The organism is Glaesserella parasuis, from assembly GCF_002015085.1.
In the GTDB taxonomy this organism is placed as follows: domain Bacteria; phylum Pseudomonadota; class Gammaproteobacteria; order Enterobacterales; family Pasteurellaceae; genus Glaesserella; species Glaesserella parasuis.
This window is the reverse complement of sequence record NZ_MUXW01000038.1, coordinates 1-19,814: the sequence shown is the minus strand read 5'-3', so window position 1 is coordinate 19,814 and position 19,814 is coordinate 1. Positions and strand designations below refer to the sequence as shown.

At 42.3% G+C, this 19,814-nt stretch carries 17 protein-coding genes and 1 pseudogene; 12 read left to right on the top strand and 6 right to left on the bottom strand.

Annotation, left to right across the window (positions count from 1 at the left end; translation table 11 throughout):
* Positions 1-21: 21 nt before the first annotated feature.
* A complete protein-coding gene (locus B0183_RS08920) occupies positions 22-981 on the bottom strand; it encodes a TAXI family TRAP transporter solute-binding subunit (RefSeq protein WP_021114494.1) in 960 nt (319 codons plus the stop codon).
* A 225-nt stretch (positions 982-1,206) separates the two neighbouring features.
* Between B0183_RS08920 and B0183_RS08915 the strand changes: the two are divergent.
* Positions 1,207-1,814: pseudogene (locus B0183_RS08915) on the top strand (YigZ family protein).
* A gap of 28 nt (positions 1,815-1,842) precedes the next feature.
* Here the strand turns inward: B0183_RS08915 and yidD are convergent.
* From yidD to rpmH, 3 genes are read right to left on the bottom strand one after another with little or no spacing between them, the layout of a single operon-like run.
* Positions 1,843-2,145 (bottom strand): membrane protein insertion efficiency factor YidD, encoded by a 303-nt coding sequence (gene yidD / locus B0183_RS08910; RefSeq protein ID WP_078208683.1) that lies wholly within the window; start codon positions 2,143-2,145, stop codon positions 1,843-1,845.
* Positions 2,088-2,468 (bottom strand): ribonuclease P protein component, encoded by a 381-nt coding sequence (gene rnpA, locus B0183_RS08905; RefSeq protein ID WP_035492233.1) that lies wholly within the window; start codon positions 2,466-2,468, stop codon positions 2,088-2,090. The genes yidD and rnpA overlap by 58 nt, the downstream gene beginning before the upstream one ends.
* A gap of 29 nt (positions 2,469-2,497) precedes the next feature.
* On the bottom strand, positions 2,498-2,632 hold the full coding sequence (gene rpmH / locus B0183_RS08900) for a 50S ribosomal protein L34 (RefSeq protein ID WP_005599701.1): 135 nt from the start codon (positions 2,630-2,632) through the stop codon (positions 2,498-2,500).
* 285 nt (positions 2,633-2,917) lie between these two features.
* Here rpmH and nhaA point away from each other — a divergent pair, with 285 nt between their 5' ends.
* The gene (gene nhaA, locus B0183_RS08895; RefSeq protein WP_078208682.1) at positions 2,918-4,111 is read left to right on the top strand and encodes a Na+/H+ antiporter NhaA; all 1,194 of its coding nucleotides are present in this window, start codon (positions 2,918-2,920) and stop codon (positions 4,109-4,111) included.
* A 63-nt stretch (positions 4,112-4,174) separates the two neighbouring features.
* Here the strand turns inward: nhaA and carB are convergent, their stop codons facing one another.
* Positions 4,175-7,375: a carbamoyl-phosphate synthase large subunit gene (gene carB / locus B0183_RS08890; protein WP_078208681.1), complete on the bottom strand. Its 3,201-nt coding sequence runs from the start codon at positions 7,373-7,375 to the stop codon at positions 4,175-4,177.
* 146 nt (positions 7,376-7,521) lie between these two features.
* Complete coding sequence (gene carA / locus B0183_RS08885; protein WP_078208680.1) at positions 7,522-8,646, bottom strand: glutamine-hydrolyzing carbamoyl-phosphate synthase small subunit; 1,125 nt, start codon at positions 8,644-8,646, stop codon at positions 7,522-7,524.
* A 261-nt stretch (positions 8,647-8,907) separates the two neighbouring features.
* On the opposite strand from carA, the gene B0183_RS08880 reads away from it, so the two are divergent.
* The 10 genes from B0183_RS08880 (at position 8,908) to murI (ending at position 19,716) form a co-directional block, all read left to right on the top strand.
* A complete protein-coding gene (locus tag B0183_RS08880) occupies positions 8,908-10,206 on the top strand; it encodes an L-cysteine desulfidase family protein (protein WP_078208679.1) in 1,299 nt (432 codons plus the stop codon).
* 26 nt (positions 10,207-10,232) lie between these two features.
* Complete coding sequence (locus B0183_RS08875; protein WP_021113137.1) at positions 10,233-11,312, top strand: calcium:cation antiporter; 1,080 nt, start codon at positions 10,233-10,235, stop codon at positions 11,310-11,312.
* Positions 11,313-11,578: 266 nt separating this feature from the next.
* The gene (gene dnaK, locus B0183_RS08870) at positions 11,579-13,480 is read left to right on the top strand and encodes a molecular chaperone DnaK (protein WP_075606493.1); all 1,902 of its coding nucleotides are present in this window, start codon (positions 11,579-11,581) and stop codon (positions 13,478-13,480) included.
* Positions 13,481-13,489: 9 nt separating this feature from the next.
* Complete coding sequence (locus B0183_RS08865) at positions 13,490-13,756, top strand: hypothetical protein (protein WP_043896698.1); 267 nt, start codon at positions 13,490-13,492, stop codon at positions 13,754-13,756.
* Positions 13,757-13,849: 93 nt separating this feature from the next.
* Positions 13,850-14,986: a molecular chaperone DnaJ gene (gene dnaJ / locus B0183_RS08860; RefSeq protein ID WP_021119044.1), complete on the top strand. Its 1,137-nt coding sequence runs from the start codon at positions 13,850-13,852 to the stop codon at positions 14,984-14,986.
* Positions 14,987-15,145: 159 nt separating this feature from the next.
* Positions 15,146-16,615 carry a 4-hydroxy-3-polyprenylbenzoate decarboxylase gene (ubiD, locus tag B0183_RS08855; RefSeq protein WP_021114487.1) on the top strand — a complete coding sequence of 490 codons (1,470 nt, stop codon included), beginning with the start codon at positions 15,146-15,148 and terminating at the stop codon, positions 16,613-16,615.
* A 93-nt stretch (positions 16,616-16,708) separates the two neighbouring features.
* A complete protein-coding gene (gene trpS / locus B0183_RS08850) occupies positions 16,709-17,737 on the top strand; it encodes a tryptophan--tRNA ligase (RefSeq protein WP_021111912.1) in 1,029 nt (342 codons plus the stop codon).
* 38 nt (positions 17,738-17,775) lie between these two features.
* Entirely contained in the window at positions 17,776-18,375 is a 600-nt protein-coding gene (locus B0183_RS08845; RefSeq protein WP_005711808.1) for an SGNH/GDSL hydrolase family protein, read from the top strand.
* Entirely contained in the window at positions 18,376-18,879 is a 504-nt protein-coding gene (locus tag B0183_RS08840; protein ID WP_021111910.1) for a chorismate--pyruvate lyase family protein, read from the top strand.
* A 33-nt stretch (positions 18,880-18,912) separates the two neighbouring features.
* Positions 18,913-19,716: a glutamate racemase gene (gene murI, locus B0183_RS08835; protein WP_078208678.1), complete on the top strand. Its 804-nt coding sequence runs from the start codon at positions 18,913-18,915 to the stop codon at positions 19,714-19,716.
* Positions 19,717-19,814 lie beyond the last annotated feature (98 nt).

Sequence of the window (19,814 nt, the reverse complement as noted above, 5' to 3'; positions counted from 1 at the left end):
TCATATTAAGAAACGGATGAATTACATCCAGCCACGCTCTTTATAGTAACGGATTGCACCTTCGTGTAATGGTGCAGAAAGCGCATTTTTGATCATCTCTTCTTCTTTTAGGTTTTCAAACGCAGGGTGTAAACGTTTGAAACGATCGAAGTTATCAAATACGGCTTTCACCACGGTATAAACACGGTCAGCATCCACATCCGCAGAAGTTACAAGTGTTGCATACACACCGAAAGTATCTACTGGGTTATCTGTACCTTTATATAAACCGCCCGGAATCGTCGCTTTCGCATAGTAAGGGTGATCTGCCACTAATTTATCAATCGCTTCACCTGTTACCGGCACTAAGTGTGCATCACAAGATGCAGCAGCTTCTTTTAACGCACCATTTGGGTGACCTACGTTATAAGTAATTGCATCTAAGTTGTTATCACACATCACTGATGCCATTTCTGCCGGTTTTAATTCAGAAGCCACTTTGAACTCTTTATCTGTCCGGCCTTTTGCTGCCAAAATAACGTTCATGGTTGCACGTGTACCTGAACCTGGGTCACCCACATTCACACGTTTACCTTTTAAATCATCGAAGTTAGTAATTTTTGCATCGGTACGAGCCATTACAGTGAATGGTTCAGGGTGAATAGAGAACACCGCACGTAATTTGTCGTTTTTCTTGCCTTCAAATGAGCTTGAGCCATTGTAAGCATGATATTGCCAGTCTGATTGAGCAATACCCATTTCCATCTGTTTATCGGCAATCGCATTCAAGTTTGCAACAGATGCTCCTGTAGATGGCGCATTACATTTCACATTCGTTTTTGCTGTGTCACGGTTTACTAATTGGCAGATTGATTGACCCACTACATAGTAAACGCCTGTTTGACCACCAGTACCGATAGTGACGAATTTGTCCTCTGCGTGAGCTGCCATAGAACCCATTGCTAAACTTGCAACTAACGATAATTTAAAAAAGTTTTTCATGTCTATTTCCTCTAAAAATTCAGGATTGGGAAAAGTAAGATGTTGCGTTTGACCTATAACTCAAATAGGAAAACGATATAAGATATACTCGACTTTTTTCTGTTATGCAAACGTTTTCTCTTAAAAACTTGAATGATTTCACATTTTTTTAACAATTTGAAAGAGATTTATCAAATCTCATCATTTAAAGCATGATAGAACTCTATGAAGTAACCAGTTGAGAATATGGAATTTTTTATCCCCAAAGCAGAAGTGATCTTTGAAGAAGAGATCAAAAAAGTCGTTTTATTACCTACATTCGCCATACAGAAGGAATGGAACAAGCCAAAGCCTTTTGGGCTGAAATACGAGCTTTACATCCGCATGCTCGACATCATTGCTGGGCAACGGTCGCAGGGCAGCCGAATGATTCACAGCAATATGGCTTTTCTGATGATGGCGAACCTTCAGGGACAGCTGGTAAACCAATGCTTAATTACTTGCTAGGTTCAGGCTTGGGGGAAATCAGTGCAGTGGTAGTGCGTTATTACGGTGGAATTTTGCTCGGCACAGGCGGACTCGTTAAAGCCTATGGCAATGGTGTACAACAAGGGCTATTGCAAGTCGAAAAAATTCGCAAAGTTTTACGCAAATCTTACCGCTTGCAGTGTGAATATGAGCAATTTAATACGATTCAACATTTGATTGTAGAGCGGGATATTGAGCTGGTGGAGCAACAATTTAGTGATAAAGTGGAATTAATCTTAGCAATTAACCCCACACAAGTGGAACTGTTTCAGCATGAATTAACGCAACGTTTTGCAGGTAAGTTGGTATTGGGCAAGATAGATTAAGTTGAGCATTACTGCCCAACCTACAATATTATTTATGTTTTGTACCGCAATTACACTTCGGTGGAACAGGATCTTCGCCTCCTTCGCTCAATGGATTGCAACGTAGAATACGTTTTAGAGCAAGCCAGCCACCTTTTATGGCACCGTGAATTTTAATTGCTTCTAAGGCATAAGTAGAACAGGTGGGATAAAAACGACAGCGAGGCCCAATTAATGGGCTAATGACATAGCGGTAAAAATGCACAAGGGCGAGCATTACATAAGCCAAAAGACTTAGTTTTGATGCTGTTCCTGTTGTGCTTTCTGAGCGAGGCGAATGTGGCGTTGCCATAGTTTATCCAAGGTTTCAAATAGTTCTTGGTTGCTGAGTTTACCAATTCCGCCTTTTGCCACAAAGACAAAATCGTAAGCAGGAAGTTGATGTTGTTTCAAGCGGAAACTTTCTCGCACAATGCGTTTGATACGATTGCGGTCGTGGGCTCTTTTTAGATGCTTTTTAGCAACAGTAAGACCAATTCGAGCGTGTTCAATATCGTTTTGGCGAGATAAAAGGGTTAATTGAGGCGTGCTAGCACGGAGAGGCAGTTCAAAAACCGATTTAAATTGAACGGGAGCTAACAAACGTAGCTCCCGAGAAAAAGTTAGCTTATTCACACTGAGTGTTTTGGCTGACTTATCTGCCATTATGCAGATAAGCTTTTACGACCTTTAGCACGACGACGTGCTAATACTTGACGACCGTTTTTAGTTGCCATACGAGCACGGAAACCGTGAGTACGAGCGCGTTTTAATACAGATGGTTGAAATGTACGTTTCATTTGCTATCTACCTAAAAATTAAAAATTGACTATAAGCCAAACGAGGATCATAAAAAAGAGTTGCAATTCTAGCGATAAATACCAAAAAGATCAAGGCTAATCTAGAAATTTCCCCAAACATAAATTCAAATCTTTTATTGCTACTTTTCGTGAAGTTGATCAAACAAATTTTACAAATTTTCTGCAGTATCTGCCCGCTTCGCCTTGATCTTACACGCTGATTTTGTTAAAAGAAAAAAGATTTAAGAAAGATTGACGAATTTTACATAACAAGAGGTTAACAGAATGATCCAGCATATCCGAAAATTTTTACAACTAGAGTCTGCAAGCGGTATTTTATTGCTTGCTTTTGCAATGTTAGCAATGCTGTTTGCAAATACGCCCTTGAAAGACCTCTACTTTGATTTTTTAAGTATGCCTGTCAGTATCCAGATTGGTTTATTCAGTATTCATAAACCGTTGTTAATGTGGGTAAACGACGGCTTTATGGCAGTGTTTTTTGTCCTTATAGGGCTAGAAGTGAAGCGTGAAATGATGGTTGGAGCAATTTCTAGCTACCAACGTGCAATTTTCCCCGCTATTGGTGCATTAGGGGGAATGATTGTACCAGCTCTTGTTTTCACATTGATTAATAGTGATTCGCCAGAATTTCAGCAAGGTTGGGCGATTCCGATGGCAACAGACATTGCATTTGCACTTGGAGTTTTAGGATTACTCGGCAAACGAGTGCCATTTGCTTTGAAAATTTTCCTACTCGCATTAGCGATTATTGATGACTTGGGGGCAATTGTCGTAATTGCTATCTTTTTCTCTCACGAATTAAGTACCACAGCCCTGATTTCAGCAGTCATAGCAATTACTGCTTTAATCATAATGAATCGTATGCGAGTTACGGCAATTTGTGCTTATATGGTCGTTGGATTAATTTTATGGGCTTCAGTATTAAAATCAGGGGTTCACGCCACATTAGCGGGGGTAATTATTGGCTTCTGCGTTCCATTAAAAGGTAAAAATGGGGAAGAACCATTGGCTCATTTTGAACATATTCTTGCACCGTGGTGTTCGTTTGTGATTTTACCGCTATTTGCTTTCTCAAACGCTGGCGTATCTTTAGCAGGAATGAGCTTAAGCACATTATTCTCACCGCTTACAATGGGGGTTGCGTTAGGTTTATTAGTAGGTAAAACCTTAGGCGTATTTAGCTTTAGCTTCCTTGCCGTGAAATTGGGTATCGCACAGTTATCAGAAGGGATGAATTTTAAACAAATCTTCGCTGTTTCTATCCTTTGTGGTATCGGCTTTACAATGTCAATGTTCTTGGCAGGACTTGCTTTTGGTGGCGATGAAGCTGACGGTCAATTTATCTCTCTTGCTCGTTTAGGAATCTTAATCGGTTCAGGTATCTCCGCAGTATTGGGGTATTATTTATTAAAATTGTGTACTATGCCTAATATCCATATTAATAATCTGTCTAAATAGATTAGTAAAGAGCTTGAATAACATTAGTTTTGTAAAGTATATTCAAGCTCTTCTTTTTATAATCTAGTTACTATGCAACTCCTGCACCGAATACACCCCAAACTCGTTAATATGTTCAACGGCATAGGAAATCGCATCAGCCCCTGCAATCGTGGTATAGACAGGCACACGTTGTTGCAGTGCGGTACGGCGGATTGAGTGGCTGTCGGTAATCACTTCAGGCTCACCGTTTACGGTGTTGATCACCATCGCAATCTCGCCGTTTTTAATCGCATCAACGATATGTGGTCTGCCTTCACGCACTTTATTGACGATTTGGGTCGCAATGCCGTTTTCGCGTAAGAATTTTGCTGTGCCTAAGGTTGCACATAAGCCGTAGCCTTGCTCTTGTAGGCGTTTTGCCACATCGAGTAAGCGAGGTTTATCGTTGTTATCTACCGATAAGAACACTTTTCCTGTTCTTGGAATACGTTCCCCTGCTCCTAACTGTGCTTTGAAGAAGGCTTCGGCAAAGGTTTCGCCCACGCCCATTACTTCCCCTGTCGAACGCATTTCAGGGCCTAAAATTGTATCTACCCCTGGGAATTTGATGAATGGGAATACCGCTTCTTTAACGAAGTATTTTTGTGGAATTACCTCTTCCAGAGCATTGAGTTCTGCAAGGCTTTCCCCTGCCATTACTCGTGCAGCGATTTTAGCTAACGGCTGACCTGTCGCTTTACTCACAAACGGCACGGTACGGCTGGCACGAGGGTTTACTTCAAGAACATATACCACATCATTTTGTACCGCAAACTGTACGTTCATTAAGCCTTTCACCCCAAGGGCAAACGCCATTTCTTTAGTCTGTCTGCGAATTTCATCGAGGATCTCACCGCTTAATGAGTAAGCTGGTAGAGAACACGCCGAGTCGCCACTGTGGATACCTGCTTGTTCAACGTGTTGCATAATACCGCCGATCACCACGTTTTCGCCGTCACAGATACAGTCCACATCGACTTCAATCGCATTATTTAAGAAGTGGTCGAGCAAGATCGGGCTGTCGTTAGACACAGACACCGCTTCACGCATATATTTGTTCAATTCTTCATCGTTATAGACGATTTGCATTGCACGTCCGCCAAGTACATAAGATGGGCGAACCACCAACGGATAACCTACTTCATTTGCTAACGCCACTGCTTCTTGTGCATTACGAGCTGTGCGGTTAGCAGGTTGTTTTAGGTTCAAATCGTGTAGGATTTTTTGGAAACGTTCACGGTCTTCCGCCGCATCAATGCTGTCTGCTGACGTGCCGATAATGTTTACACCATTCTCGTGTAAAGCATTCGCTAGTTTTAACGGCGTTTGACCGCCATAGTGAACAATCACGCCCCACGGCTGTTCTACACGCACCACTTCTAACACATCTTCCAGCGTTAATGGCTCAAAATACAAGCGGTCAGAGGTATCAAAATCTGTTGAAACCGTTTCAGGGTTGCAGTTCACCATAATGGTTTCATAGCCAGCTTCACGCAAGGCAAGGGAAGCGTGAACACAGCAGTAATCGAACTCAATCCCTTGTCCGATACGGTTCGGGCCACCACCTAAAATCATCACTTTTTTACGATCAGATGGGTTCGCTTCGCACTCTTCTTCGTAAGTAGAATAGAGATAAGCCGTATCAGAAGCAAACTCTGCTGCACAGGTATCGACACGTTTGTAAACTGGTAGAATGCCAAGGGTATGGCGATAATCACGCACGGCTTTTTCGCTGACTTTGGTAAGCTGGGCGATACGTTTATCCGAGAAACCTTTGCGTTTTAAACGACGTAATTCTTCATGATCCAAATCGCTTAACTGTTTTTTCTCAAGAGCAAGCTCTTCTTGCACCAAATCTTGAATTTGAATTAAGAACCACGGATCGATTTTGGAATAGTGATGAACTTCGTCCAAGCTAAAGCCTGCACCAAAAGCATCAGCAACATAAAGAATACGGTTCGGGCCTGGGTTTGCCAGTTCACGACGGATTTTTTCAGGCTCTTCCGATAGCAAGTTAAAACCACAAATCCCTGTTTCTAAGCCACGCAACGCTTTTTGTAAGCTTTCTTGGAAAGTTCTTCCCATTGCCATCACTTCGCCCACAGACTTCATTTGTGTGGTTAAACGGTCGTCTGTATTTGAAAATTTTTCAAAGGCGAAACGTGGAATTTTGGTTACGACATAGTCAAGGGTTGGTTCAAAAGAAGCTGGAATTAAACCGCCCGTAATATCGTTACGCAGTTCATGTAAGGTATAACCGACCGCTAATTTCGCTGCAACTTTTGCAATCGGGAAGCCTGTCGCTTTAGATGCAAGGGCAGAAGAACGGCTAACACGCGGGTTCATTTCAATTACGATTATCTCGCCATTTTCAGGGTTGATCGCAAATTGCACATTTGAACCGCCTGTATCCACGCCGATTTCACGCAACACCGCCAAAGAAGCATTACGCATAATTTGATATTCTTTATCGGTTAAGGTTTGTGCAGGTGCAACAGTAATACTGTCGCCCGTATGCACGCCCATCGGGTCGAAGTTCTCAATTGAACAAACGATAATGCAGTTGTCCGCCTTATCACGCACCACTTCCATTTCATACTCTTTCCAACCGAGCACAGACTGTTCAATCAATAACTCGTGGGTTGGAGACGCTTCAAATCCCCGTTCGCAAATTGCTAAAAATTCATCACGGTTATAAGCGATACCGCCACCTGAACCGCCCATAGTAAATGATGGACGAATTAATGTTGGAAAACCAACCGCTTCCTGTGCTTTCAAAGCTTCTTCAAGGGTATGAGCAATAAAAGATTTCGGGCAAGACAAACCGATTTTTTCCATCGCTTGTTTGAAACGACCACGATCTTCCGCCTTATCAATCGCATCTTCACTCGCCCCGATCAGCTCAACATTGAACTGTTTTAACACCCCGTTACGAGATAAATCTAAAGCACAGTTTAATGCCGTTTGACCGCCCATTGTCGGCAAAATCGCATCAGGGCGCTCTTTTTCGATGATTTTCGCTACCGTTCGCCACTCAATCGGCTCAATATAGGTCACGTCCGCCATATTTGGATCGGTCATAATGGTCGCTGGGTTTGAGTTCACCAACACCACTTTATACCCTTCTTCACGCAACGCCTTACACGCCTGCGCCCCTGAGTAGTCAAATTCACACGCTTGCCCAATGACAATCGGACCAGCACCAATAATTAAAATCGTGTTTATATCTGTACGTTTTGGCATAGTTTTTTCTCTGTTGTTGAATTTGGTTGTCTTTTAATATCCACCACTATTTAATCCCCTCCCCCGCAAGCGGGGGAGGGGACTTGAATACAAGCGGTCACTTTTCAGCGAAATTTTGCAAAATTCCCTTCAAATCTCACCGCTTATTAACCTTTCGCCTTTCTCAATTCATCAATAAAGCGGTCAAACAGGTATGCCACATCGTGCGGCCCTGGGCTGGCTTCTGGGTGTCCTTGGAACGAGAATGCCGATTGATCGGTGAGTTCAATGCCTTGGACTGTGCCGTCAAAGAGTGAGCGATGGGTGACACGAACGTTAGCAGGCAAACTCGCTTCATCAACTTCAAAACCGTGGTTTTGGCTGGTGATCAGCACATTTTGTGTATCTAAATCTTGTACAGGGTGGTTTGCGCCGCGGTGTCCGAATGCCATTTTTTTCGTTTTACCGCCTGCGGCTAATCCGAGTAATTGATGCCCTAAACAGATGCCGAAAATCGGTTTTTTCGTTGCCAATAATTTTTGGATAGCGGTAATTGCATAGGTGCAAGGCTCTGGGTCGCCTGGTCCGTTAGATAAGAAAACACCGTCTGGGTTTAAGGCTAGTACAGCTTCTGCAGAGGTTGTTGCAGGCACAACGGTGATACGACAGCCACGTTCCGCAAGCATTCTTAAAATGTTACGTTTTACGCCAAAATCGTAAGCGACAACGTGAAATTCAGGGGTAGTTTGTTGCACATAACCTTTGCCAAGTTGCCATTCACCTTCCGTCCATTGATATAACTCTTTACAGGTCACTTCTTTGGCTAAATCTTGCCCAGCCATTGAGCCGAAACTGTTGGCAAGTTCGAGAGCCTTAGCCATATCATCACCGACATAAATACAGCCTGCTTGAGCGCCTTTATCACGCAAAATTCGAGTTAAACGGCGTGTGTCAATGTCGGCAATTGCGACGATTTTATGTTTAACCAGATAATCAGAAAGGGAAGAGTTAGCACGGAAATTGCTATGAATAAGGGGAAGATCACGAATAATTAAACCTGCAGCATACACTTTATCGGCTTCTTCGTCTTCGCTATTTGTTCCTGTATTACCGATATGTGGATAAGTCAATGTAACAATTTGATTAGTGTATGAAGGGTCGGTGAGAATTTCTTGGTAGCCCGTCATTGCGGTATTAAAGACCACTTCACCAATGGTATGTCCTTGATAACCAATAGATTTTCCGTGAAACACAGAGCCATCGGCAAGAACTAAAATGGCAGGTTCAGACATTATATGTACTCCTAATTATTGAAATTTTGGCTGTCATTTTGTAAGCTGCCTAATCTCTTACTCAGGAATAGGCGGCTAAGTTTACTAGAGCAAACGTTTGCGTTCAAGTGATAATTATCAAAAAATAAATTTAAATATTATAATGAATAATTATGTTTGAATAATGCATTTTTATGCAATTAAAAGCAAGCAAAAAAGTTGCTTTTTGATTATGCAATAAGCGGTTAGAATAGAGAGAAATTTTACTAAAGAGAAAAAAGAATGAATAAATTTGAATTTGCAGAACAATTAATCGCCATTGTGAAACGAGATGTTGCCCCAGCATTAGGCTGTACAGAACCCATTTCGTTGGCGTTAGCGGCTGCAATTGCGAAATCATACTTAGGTGGCGAGCCTGTTCAAATTCAGGCTAAAGTATCCCCTAATTTAATGAAAAATGGTATGGGGGTTACCGTGCCAGGAACGGGTATGGTGGGCTTGCCAATTGCGGCTGCTGTGGGGGCAATTGCTGGTGATGCGGAGGCAGGTTTGGAAGTGTTGAAACATATTCAAGCCGAAGATGTCGCCAAAGCAAAAGCGATGTTAGATACCAATCAGGTAAGTGTGGATATTGCGAATGTGGATTTTCCGCTTTATTCGGAAGCTTTATTGTTAGGTGAAACGGGTTGGGTCAAAGTCTGTATTCAAGACACTCATACCAATGTGGTATTGATTGAGAAAAATGGGGAAGTGTTGTTCCAGCAACAAACGCAAGCGGTTGAAACAGCAGACGATTATCACTTTTTCAATCAGCTTTCTGCTGAACAGATTTATCAATTTGCAATGGAAGTTCCCCTTGAACAGATTGCCTTTATTGCCGAAGCTGCTAAATTAAATTCTGCGTTATCGAAAGAAGGTTTAGAAAAAGAGTATGGCTTGCATATCGGGCGAACCTTGAAAAAGCAGATTGAACTTGGGTTGATGTCTGATGATTTATTGTCACGCATTGTAATTGAAACTACCGCAGCATCCGATGCTCGAATGGGCGGTGTCTTGTTGCCGGCGATGAGCAATTCGGGTTCGGGCAATCAAGGCATTGCGGCAACAATGCCGTCAGTGATTGTGGCACGTTTTGTGAATGCCGATGATGAGCAACTTATCCGTGCGTTATTTCTTTCTCATACGATTGCAATCTATATTCATAGTAAGTTGCCAAAACTGTCGGCTCTTTGTGCTGTGACTACCGCGGCAATGAGCAGTGCGGCAGGTATGGCATATTTGCTGAAAGGTAATTTTAACGCCATTAGTATGGCGATTTGCAGTATGATCGGCGACATCAGCGGTGTATTGTGTGATGGGGCGGCAAATAGCTGTGCGATGAAAGTTTCAACAGGGGTATCATCTGCCTACAAAGTGGTGTTAATGGCGTTAGATAATAGCCGAGTGACTGGCAATGAAGGTATCGTGGAACATAGCGTTGATAAATCAATCAATAACCTATGTGCGATTGCGACAAAAAGTATGGTCTATATGGATAGACAAATTATTGAGATTATGAGTACAAAAGAGCAGGATTGTTAAACGATAAAAATAAAGGAGAAGACATTATGGCGACACATTCCCATTCCCCTTTGCCAATTTGGTCGGTGATCTTACCGCTTGCAGCTTGGGCTATCTATTTTGTTGGCGTGAAAGAGAACATTTGGCTACAACTTGGAGGAGGTGCGTTATTGATTGGTAGTGTGCTTTCTGCAGTTCATCACGCAGAAGTGGTAGCACATAAAGTTGGAGAGCCGTTTGGTACTATTATTCTAGCACTCGCTATTACGATTATTGAAGTGGCATTAATCGTGTCGCTGATGATCGCTGGGGGTGACAATGCTACCTATTTGGCTAGAGATACCGTATTTGCGGCGATTATGTTGATTTTGAATGGGATTTTAGGTGGTTGCTTATTAATTGGTGGTATTAAACATCACGTTCAATTTTTTCATAAAAAATCAGTGAGTACCGCTTTAGTGACCTTAGTGTCTATTTTGGTATTAACAATGATTTTGCCTAATTTCACCACCAGTTCAGCAGGGGGAACTTATACCAGCTCTCAGTTGGTATTTGTTGCGATTGCTTCGCTCGTTTTATATTTCTCTTTTATTATGATGCAAACCGTGCGTCACCGTGATTATTTCTTAGCCGATGATGATAATCCAAACCATCACGCAGAGCCACCTTCGACTAAAGTAGCATTGGTCAGTTTGTTGCTGCTAGTGATCTGTTTAGGTGTCGTTGTAATGCTGGCGAAAGGGCTTTCCCCTGCGATTGAAGCAATGGTGGTTGCTGCAGGCGCACCGTTATCTCTAGTCGGGGTGATTATTGCCGCAGTTGTCTTGATGCCTGAAGGTTTGGCAGCATTGACAGCCGCCAGCCGTAACCGACTACAAACTAGTGTGAATTTAGCGTTAGGTTCAGCGTTAGCCAGTATCGGTTTAACTATTCCATCTGTTGTGATTGTTTGCCTACTGTTTGATATTAATATGGTGTTAGGCTTAGATTGGAAATCAATGGTGCTACTCGCATTATCTGCTTTCGTTGTGATGGTTTCTCTTAATCACGGCAAATCGAATATGCTTTATGGCGTAGTGCTTTTGGTTAATATGGCGGCTTATGTGTTTACGGTGATTGTGCCGTAGTGAGAAATAGTGCGTGTGTGTGTGATAATACATATTTTTTTAAATTTTTTTTAGTTTTACCCTTGAAGCCCACATTTTTATCCCTATTTATTGTTCCGTCTGAGCGGGAACGTAGCACAACTTCCCGTTTCTTTTTTAACAAAGTGGCGGATGTTATCCATCTATACACAGTAGGAACAGTCTGTGGACACACGCAGTGTGTCCCTACGTTGAATATGATGGTTCAGTCCCACAAGTAACCAAATTTATATTAGAGGAATCAAACTATGGGAAAAATTATCGGTATTGACTTAGGTACAACCAACTCTTGTGTTGCGGTAATGGACGGCGACAAACCACGCGTAATTGAAAATACAGAAGGTGCGCGTACTACTCCGTCAATCATTGCTTATACAGACAAAGAAACCTTAGTTGGTCAGCCAGCAAAACGCCAAGCGATCACTAACCCGAAAAATACTTTATTTGCGATTAAACGTTTAATCGGTCGTCGTTTTACTGATTCTGAAGTTCAACGTGACATTGAAATTATGCCGTTTGAGATTACCAAAGCAGACAATGGCGATGCGTGGGTATCGGTAAAAGGCGAAAAAATGGCTCCACCGCAAATCTCTGCGGAAGTATTGAAAAAAATGAAGAAAACTGCAGAAGATTTCTTAGGTGAGCCAGTGACTGAAGCGGTTATTACTGTGCCTGCTTACTTTAACGATGCTCAACGTCAAGCAACTAAAGATGCAGGTCGTATCGCAGGTTTAGAAGTTAAACGTATCATTAACGAACCAACAGCAGCGGCATTGGCTTACGGTTTAGACTCTAAAAAAGAAAACCAAATTGTTGCAGTGTATGACTTGGGTGGTGGTACATTCGACTTGTCTATCATCGAAATTGATAACTTAGATGGCGAACAAACCTTTGAAGTGCGTGCAACCAACGGTGATACTCACTTAGGTGGTGAAGACTTCGACAACCGTTTAATTAACTACCTTGTTGAAGAATTTCAAAAAGAGCAAGGCGTAGATTTACGCAATGACTCAATGGCAATGCAACGTGTGAAAGAAGCGGCAGAAAAAGCGAAAATCGAACTTTCGTCTGCTCAATCAACCGAAGTAAATCTTCCGTATATCACCGCAGATGCAACAGGTCCAAAACACTTAGTATTAACTGTAACTCGTGCGAAATTAGAAGCGTTAGTAGAAGATTTAGTAAACCGCTCATTAGAGCCAGTAAAAGTGGCGTTAGCTGATGCAGGTTTAAGCGTATCTGAGATCAACGATGTGATCTTAGTTGGCGGCCAAACCCGTATGCCATTAGTACAGAAAAAAGTGGCTGACTTCTTCGGCAAAGAACCACGCAAAGACGTAAACCCAGATGAAGCGGTAGCTATCGGTGCGGCGGTACAAGGTGGCGTATTAGCTGGTGATGTAACAGACGTATTATTGTTAGACGTCACCCCGTTATCATTAGGTATCGAAACAATGGGTGGCGTGATGACAACCTTAATTGAGAAAAACACCACGATCCCAACGAAAAAATCGCAAGTGTTCTCAACGGCGGAAGATAATCAAAGTGCAGTAACCATTCACGTTTTACAAGGTGAACGTAAACGTGCGTCGGATAACAAATCATTAGGTCAGTTTAACCTTGAAGGCATTAACCCTGCACCACGTGGTATGCCACAAATTGAAGTAACCTTTGATATTGACGCAAACGGTATTATCCACGTTTCAGCGAAAGATAAGAACACAGGTAAAGAGCAACAAATTAAGATCCAAGCATCTTCAGGCTTAAGCGATGCGGAAATCGAGCAAATGGTGCGTGATGCGGAAGCGAACGCAGAAGCAGACCGTAAATTTGAAGAGTTAGTGCAAACTCGCAACCAAGCGGACGCAATTGCTCACTCAACTCGTAAACAGATCGCCGAAGCAGGTAGCAACCTTGCTGATGCAGATAAAGCGAAGATCGAAGAAGCGGTAGCGGCATTAGAAAAAGCAGCGAAAGGTGAAGATAAAGCGGATATCGAAGCGAAAATCGAAGCCCTCGTAAAAGCGTCCGAGCCGTTAATCCAAGCAGGTCAAGCTCAGGCTCAACAAGGTCAGCAACAAGCCCAACAAAGTCAAAAAGACGACGGCGTGGTCGATGCTGAGTTTGAAGAAGTGAAGGATAATAAATAAGAGGTATATATGGAATATGTACTAATTAATTATCAGGGCATTGAAATTAAGATTCCCGTACAAGATTTTGAATGTGAATTAGTTGATAGTGATGAAAGATCTATGGGGACTGAAAATTGTTATAAACTTTATAATGAAGATTATGGTATAAGTCAGTATATATATGAATATCCTATAGGTTTTTTCAATAATAAATCAGATTGGGAATGTGATTCTAATGTAAAAATTCTAGAAGATACAATAAATTACTTTGCTTTTTTTACCCAAGACGATTAACTACTAGGAATTTAAGGGCGTGGTAACACGCCCTTTTAGTGCATATAACAAGCGATCAAATTCCTTCAAAATTCTGCAAAACACTGAATAATTATGGCAAAAAAAGATTATTACGAAGTCCTTGGTTTACAAAAAGGGGCAAGTGAGCAAGAGATTAAACGTGCTTACAAACGTTTAGCGGCAAAGCATCACCCTGACAAAAACCAAGGCAGCAAAGAAGCTGAAGAAAAATTTAAAGAGATTAAAGAAGCCTATGAAGTCTTAGGCGACAATGAAAAACGTGCAATGTACGACCAATACGGTCACCAAGCCTTTGAACAAGGCGGCGGAGCAGGTGGCTTCGGCGGATTTGGTGGTGGCGGTTTCGGCGGCTTTGAAGATATTTTCAGCGAAATGTTTGGTGGAGGTTTCGGTGGTGGCGGTCGTCGCCAACGTGTCGTGCGTGGTGATGACTTACGCTACGATCTCGAAATCACCCTAGAAGAAGCTGTGCGTGGTGTGAAAAAAGATATTCGCATTCGAACTCTTGTTCAATGTGATACTTGCCACGGTTCTGGTGCTGAAGCGGGAAGCAAGGTCGAAACCTGTCCGCACTGCCACGGCTCAGGACGCGTTCGTCGCCAGCAAGGTTTCTTTATGACAGAAACCGTTTGTCCAAGTTGTCACGGCACCGGTAAGAAAATTGAGAAACCGTGTAAATCTTGCCACGGTGATGGACGTGTTGAGAAAACCAAAAACCTTTCGGTCACCATTCCAGCAGGCGTAGATACCGGCAACCAACTTCGCTTATCAGGTGAAGGGGCTGCAGGGGAAAACGGCGCTCCAGCAGGGGATTTATATGTGGTAATTCACGTGAAAGACCACGATATTTTCGTGCGTGACGGCTCAAATCTTTACTGCGAAGTGCCAATCAGCTTCACAATGGCGGCATTAGGCGGCGAGATTGAAGTGCCGACATTAGACGGTCGCGTGAAACTCAAAATCCCAGCCGAAACCCAAACGGGCAAACTGTTCCGCGTGCGTGGTAAAGGCGTAACCAGTGCAAGAGGTGGCTATGCAGGGGATTTAATCTGTAAAGTGATTATTGAAACCCCAGTATCGCTTAATGAAGAACAAAAAGAGTTGTTACGTAAATTAGAAGAAAGTCTGGAAGGCAAAGGGCAACATCGACCAAAACACGAAGGTTTTTTCAAAGGGGTGAAAAACTTCTTTGATAATTTAAGTAAATAGTTTAGTTGTATTTATTGCATTATATTCCAAATAGTGTGGCTATATCTTTAAATAGATAGTTTTAATGGGCTGATTTCAGTATCATACTGGGGTCAGCTCTTTTATTTCTCTAGATTAGAAATTTTATTAAAATTGCATTTTCTTGCAATGGAGAATCCAATGAAATACAAAAACCTGCGAGAATTTCTCGATCTGCTTGAGCAAAAAGGCGAACTGAAGCGTATTACTCAAGAGATCGATCCTTATTTGGAAATGACCGAGATTGCGGATCGTACTTTGAGTAAAGGTGGTCCGGCTCTCTTATTTGAAAACCCGAAAGGCTACAAAATGCCTGTGCTGTGCAATCTATTCGGCACGCCGGAACGGGTGGCAATGGGTATGGGACAAGAAGATACCAAAGCCTTGCGAGAGCTAGGCAAGTTGTTGGCGTTCTTAAAAGAACCCGAACCGCCAAAAGGCTTTAAAGATCTAATCGGACAGTTGCCACAGTGGAAGCAAGTGCTGAATATGCCAAGTAAGGTGTTGAATAAAGCAGATTGTCAGCAAGTGGTGATCTCGGATGATGATGTCGATCTGTATCAACTGCCGATTATGCACTGTTGGCAAGGTGATGTCGCACCGCTTGTCACTTGGGGCTTAACCATTACGCAAGGTCCTTATAAAAAGCGGTTAAATTTGGGGATTTATCGCCAGCAGTTAATCACTAAAAATAAATTGATTATGCGTTGGCTATCGCATCGTGGCGGTGCGTTGGATTTCCAAGAGTGGAAAGAAGCTAATCCCGATAAGCCGTTTCCTGTTTCGGTCGCATTAGGGGCAGATCCTGCTACGATTTTAGCCGCCGTCACGCCGATCCCCGATACTTTATCAGAATATGCATTTGCAGGGTTATTGCGTGGACACAAAACCGAAGTGGTGAAATCCATCAGCAATGATTTGGAAGTGCCTGCCAGTGCTGAGATTGTGCTTGAAGGCTATATCGATCTTAACGAAACCGCATTGGAAGGACCTTACGGCGATCATACGGGATATTACAATGAACAAGAGTATTTCCCTGTGTTTACCGTGACGCATATTACAATGCGAAAAGATGCCATCTATCATTCCACCTACACGGGCAGACCACCTGATGAACCTGCGGTCTTAGGCGAAGCCTTGAATGAAGTGTTTATCCCGATTTTGCAGAAGCAATTCCCTGAAATCGTTGATTTCTACTTACCGCCCGAAGGCTGTTCTTATCGCCTAGCGGTAGTCACGATCAAAAAGCAATACGCAGGACACGCCAAACGAGTAATGATGGGGGTTTGGTCATTTTTAAGACAGTTTATGTACACCAAATTTGTGATTGTGTGTGATGATGATGTCAATGCGAGAGATTGGAAAGATGTAATCTGGGCGATTACCACTCGTTGCGATCCAGCAAGAGATGCGACATTAATCGAAAACACACCGATTGATTACCTTGATTTTGCGTCCCCTATCGCAGGATTAGGCTCAAAAATGGGCATTGATGCCACAAATAAATGGGCAGGTGAAACCCAACGAGAATGGGGAACGCCGATTACCAAAAATCCCGATGTCGTCAAACGTGTTGATGAAATCTGGGAAAGTTTGGGGATTGAGGATTAATTCCTTAAATGATAAGCGGTTGAATACTTGGCATTTTTAGCAAATTTCTGCCAAAATCACACCGCTAGATTTTTTACTAAAAAGAGAAAGATTATGTCAAAACCAATAGTATTTAGTGGCGTACAGCCATCGGGCGAATTAAGTTTAGGTAACTACCTTGGGGCATTACGTAACTGGGTTAAAATGCAAGATGAATATGAATGTCTATTTTGTATCGTCGATTTACACGCCATCACAGTGAGACAAGATCCAGAAGCGTTACGCAAAGCAACCTTAGATACACTCGCCATTTACCTTGCTTGTGGTATCGATCCAGTCAAAAGCACTATTTTTATTCAATCCCACGTTCCTGAACATAGCCAACTCGCTTGGATCTTAAACTGTTATACCTACTTCGGCGAAATGGGGCGAATGACACAATTCAAAGACAAATCAGCTCGCCACGAAGATAACGTAAACGTGGGCTTATTTACTTATCCAGTGCTAATGGCGGCAGACATTCTACTGTACCAAGCAAATCAAGTGCCTGTAGGCGACGATCAGAAACAACATCTAGAAATCACCCGTGATATTGCTAACCGTTTTAATGCGTTATACGGCAAAAAAGACGCAGAGGGAAATGTCCTTGAGCCAATCTTCGCTGTGCCTGAAGTCTTTATTGCCAAAACAGGGGCGAGAATTATGTCGCTACTTGAACCAACGAAAAAGATGTCAAAATCAGATGATAACCGTAATAACGTTATCGGTTTATTAGAAGATCCAAAATCAGTGGCGAAAAAAATCAAACGGGCAATGACCGACGGTGATGAGCCACCTGTTGTACGTTACGACGTTCAAAATAAACCTGGCGTATCAAACCTACTTGATATTTTGGCAAGCGTCACAGGCAAGACAATTCCTGAATTAGAAACAGAATTTGAAGGCAAAATGTACGGCCACTTAAAAACTGCCGTCGCCGACGAAGTTTCCGCAATGTTAAGCCAACTTCAAGAACGTTATCACCATTTCCGTAACAATGAAGCATTGCTTGAAAATATCTACCGTGAAGGTGCAGAAAAAGCGAGAGCAAAAGCGAAAGCAACCTTAGCCGACGTGTATAAGAAAGTGGGATTTGTTGTGTAGGATGGTTTTTAATCATTACTTTAGACAAAGGATAACATATGAAAACAGATCAAGACATTTTAGACAGGGCATTAAGCAAACAGACTGAGTTTGATAAAACAGCTCAAATTACCCTTGTTGGTCACTCACTATTTGATATGTGGTCTGATATGGAACAAGGCACGCCGAATATTGCAGGTAAAACGGTGGCAAATTTAGGGTTATCTGGTACTAGCACTCGTCAATACCTTGATTTGATTGTTAAAGGTAATTTAATCAAACAGTTAGGCGAAGATGTGTTTATCTTTTTAGGGGTGAATGACATTGTAAAAGAACCTGATTATTCGCCGAAGCAAGTGTTAGGCTGGATTAACGAGATTGTGTCCGCCTTTAAAACGTTAGCCCCAACATCTCGTTACTATTTATTAGAAGCAACCCCTGTGAATAACATTGCGACCACAGACAATCCTGCGATTTTGGCGTTAAATCAATACCTTGAAGCACATTGCCCTTCCGATATTCGTTATGTGAAAACGTGGAATGCCTTTGCTAATGAAGAAGGCAAATTGGATCTAAACCTGTGTCACGACGGATTGCACTTTACTCAGCAAGGCTATGATGTGTTAGAGCAGATTTTGCTCAAACAGCTAGGGGCTTAAATGCAGGATTTCGAGCAGTATCGAACCTTATTAGCCACATCAACTTGGCAGACGGCGGAAACGGGTTTGCCAAGTCAAGTTGCAGAATGGCTGTTACATACGAACTCTTTAACCGAAAAGTTGCAACAAATTTGTCAAAGGCTAGACGTTGAAGTTGTTCAACAGGGCTGGCAAGCGGTCGGATTTGAGCAATATTTTGCAAAAACGTGGGTGCGAGAAGTGGTGTTAAGTGGTGATGATAAGGTGTGGATTTTTGCTCAAACGCTATTAGCGGAAGAAACAATTGAGAATGTGGCACAAGCCGTTTTAACCCTAGGAGATAATCCTATTGGTTTGTGGCTATTTCCGCAAAATCCACAGCGTTTAACTTTGGAATGGAGCCAAGACAAGCAGACGGGCTTATATGCTCGCCGTTCAACATTGCTACTCAAAGGTTATCCGTTAGAAATTCGAGAGCTGTTTCTGCCACAATTTTCATTTGAAACCACATCAAGAAAGGCGTAGCATTCGCTCGAAGTTCTTTAATTACAAAATATAATGAAACCAACAATTCTTCTTTACGACTCAGGAATGGGTGGTTTGACTATTTACGATGCTATTCGTGAAAATCTGCCAGATGCCCATTATCTCTACTGTTTTGACAACGCGTATTTCCCTTATTCTGAAAAATCAGAAGCGGTGCTGATCGAACTAGCGGTAGGTATTGTGCAAAAAATTGCAGAAAATTATCCGCTTGATATGGTGGTTGTTGCTTGTAATACTGCCAGTACGGTTGTGCTACCTGTCTTACGAGAGCGGTTTGCAATGCCGATTGTCGGGACTGTGCCTGCGATTAAGCCTGCCGCTCAAATTTCTCAAACCAAAACAATTGGTTTGCTTGCGACCAAAGGCACGGTAACACGCCCTTATGTCGATGAGTTGATTGAACGCTATGCAAAAGATTGTGTGGTAGAACGCATTGGCTCAACAGATTTGGTGGAAATCGTCGAAGAAAAACAGCAAACGGGTTCGGTGGATATGCGACGCTTGCAAAAAGTTGTTGAAGAATGGCAATCACACCCGACGCTAGATACGGTGATTTTAGGTTGCACCCATTTCCCATTGGTCAAAGAAGAGTTGCAACAACTATTGCCACGGGTGAGTTTTTTTGTTGATCCGGGCAATGGGATTGCGAACCGTGTAGTGAGCTTGTTACAAGATGTGAAGAGGAATGTGAATAACGAAAACAAAGAAAATCAGGCATTTTGTACGCAAAATAGTGAAGACTTCCTAAAAAGAGAAAAGGTAATGCAGAATTGGGGATTTAAACGCTTAAATATACTGAATTTTGTTGAAAAATAATTTTGTTTAAAATCAATAGGTTATATCTTATGGTTTTTATTTTTTGGTGAAAAACAAAACATTTAGAAAAAAACTTTAAAAAAGTACTTGCGTTGGTT

What these genes read in the sequence shown, in the direction of transcription:
- dnaJ (WP_021119044.1), top strand. Translation starts at nt 13,850, where the DNA reads ATGGCAAAAAAAGATTATTACGAAGTCCTTGGTTTACAAAAAGGGGCA.
- B0183_RS08920 (WP_021114494.1), bottom strand. Translation starts at nt 981, where the DNA reads ATGAAAAACTTTTTTAAATTATCGTTAGTTGCAAGTTTAGCAATGGGT.
- nhaA (WP_078208682.1), top strand. Translation starts at nt 2,918, where the DNA reads ATGATCCAGCATATCCGAAAATTTTTACAACTAGAGTCTGCAAGCGGT.
- B0183_RS08845 (WP_005711808.1), top strand. Translation starts at nt 17,776, where the DNA reads ATGAAAACAGATCAAGACATTTTAGACAGGGCATTAAGCAAACAGACT.
- B0183_RS08880 (WP_078208679.1), top strand. Translation starts at nt 8,908, where the DNA reads ATGAATAAATTTGAATTTGCAGAACAATTAATCGCCATTGTGAAACGA.
- yidD (WP_078208683.1), bottom strand. Translation starts at nt 2,145, where the DNA reads ATGGCAACGCCACATTCGCCTCGCTCAGAAAGCACAACAGGAACAGCA.
- B0183_RS08840 (WP_021111910.1), top strand. Translation starts at nt 18,376, where the DNA reads ATGCAGGATTTCGAGCAGTATCGAACCTTATTAGCCACATCAACTTGG.
- ubiD (WP_021114487.1), top strand. Translation starts at nt 15,146, where the DNA reads ATGAAATACAAAAACCTGCGAGAATTTCTCGATCTGCTTGAGCAAAAA.
- carA (WP_078208680.1), bottom strand. Translation starts at nt 8,646, where the DNA reads ATGTCTGAACCTGCCATTTTAGTTCTTGCCGATGGCTCTGTGTTTCAC.
- B0183_RS08875 (WP_021113137.1), top strand. Translation starts at nt 10,233, where the DNA reads ATGGCGACACATTCCCATTCCCCTTTGCCAATTTGGTCGGTGATCTTA.
- rpmH (WP_005599701.1), bottom strand. Translation starts at nt 2,632, where the DNA reads ATGAAACGTACATTTCAACCATCTGTATTAAAACGCGCTCGTACTCAC.
- B0183_RS08865 (WP_043896698.1), top strand. Translation starts at nt 13,490, where the DNA reads ATGGAATATGTACTAATTAATTATCAGGGCATTGAAATTAAGATTCCC.
- murI (WP_078208678.1), top strand. Translation starts at nt 18,913, where the DNA reads ATGAAACCAACAATTCTTCTTTACGACTCAGGAATGGGTGGTTTGACT.
- carB (WP_078208681.1), bottom strand. Translation starts at nt 7,375, where the DNA reads ATGCCAAAACGTACAGATATAAACACGATTTTAATTATTGGTGCTGGT.
- trpS (WP_021111912.1), top strand. Translation starts at nt 16,709, where the DNA reads ATGTCAAAACCAATAGTATTTAGTGGCGTACAGCCATCGGGCGAATTA.
- dnaK (WP_075606493.1), top strand. Translation starts at nt 11,579, where the DNA reads ATGGGAAAAATTATCGGTATTGACTTAGGTACAACCAACTCTTGTGTT.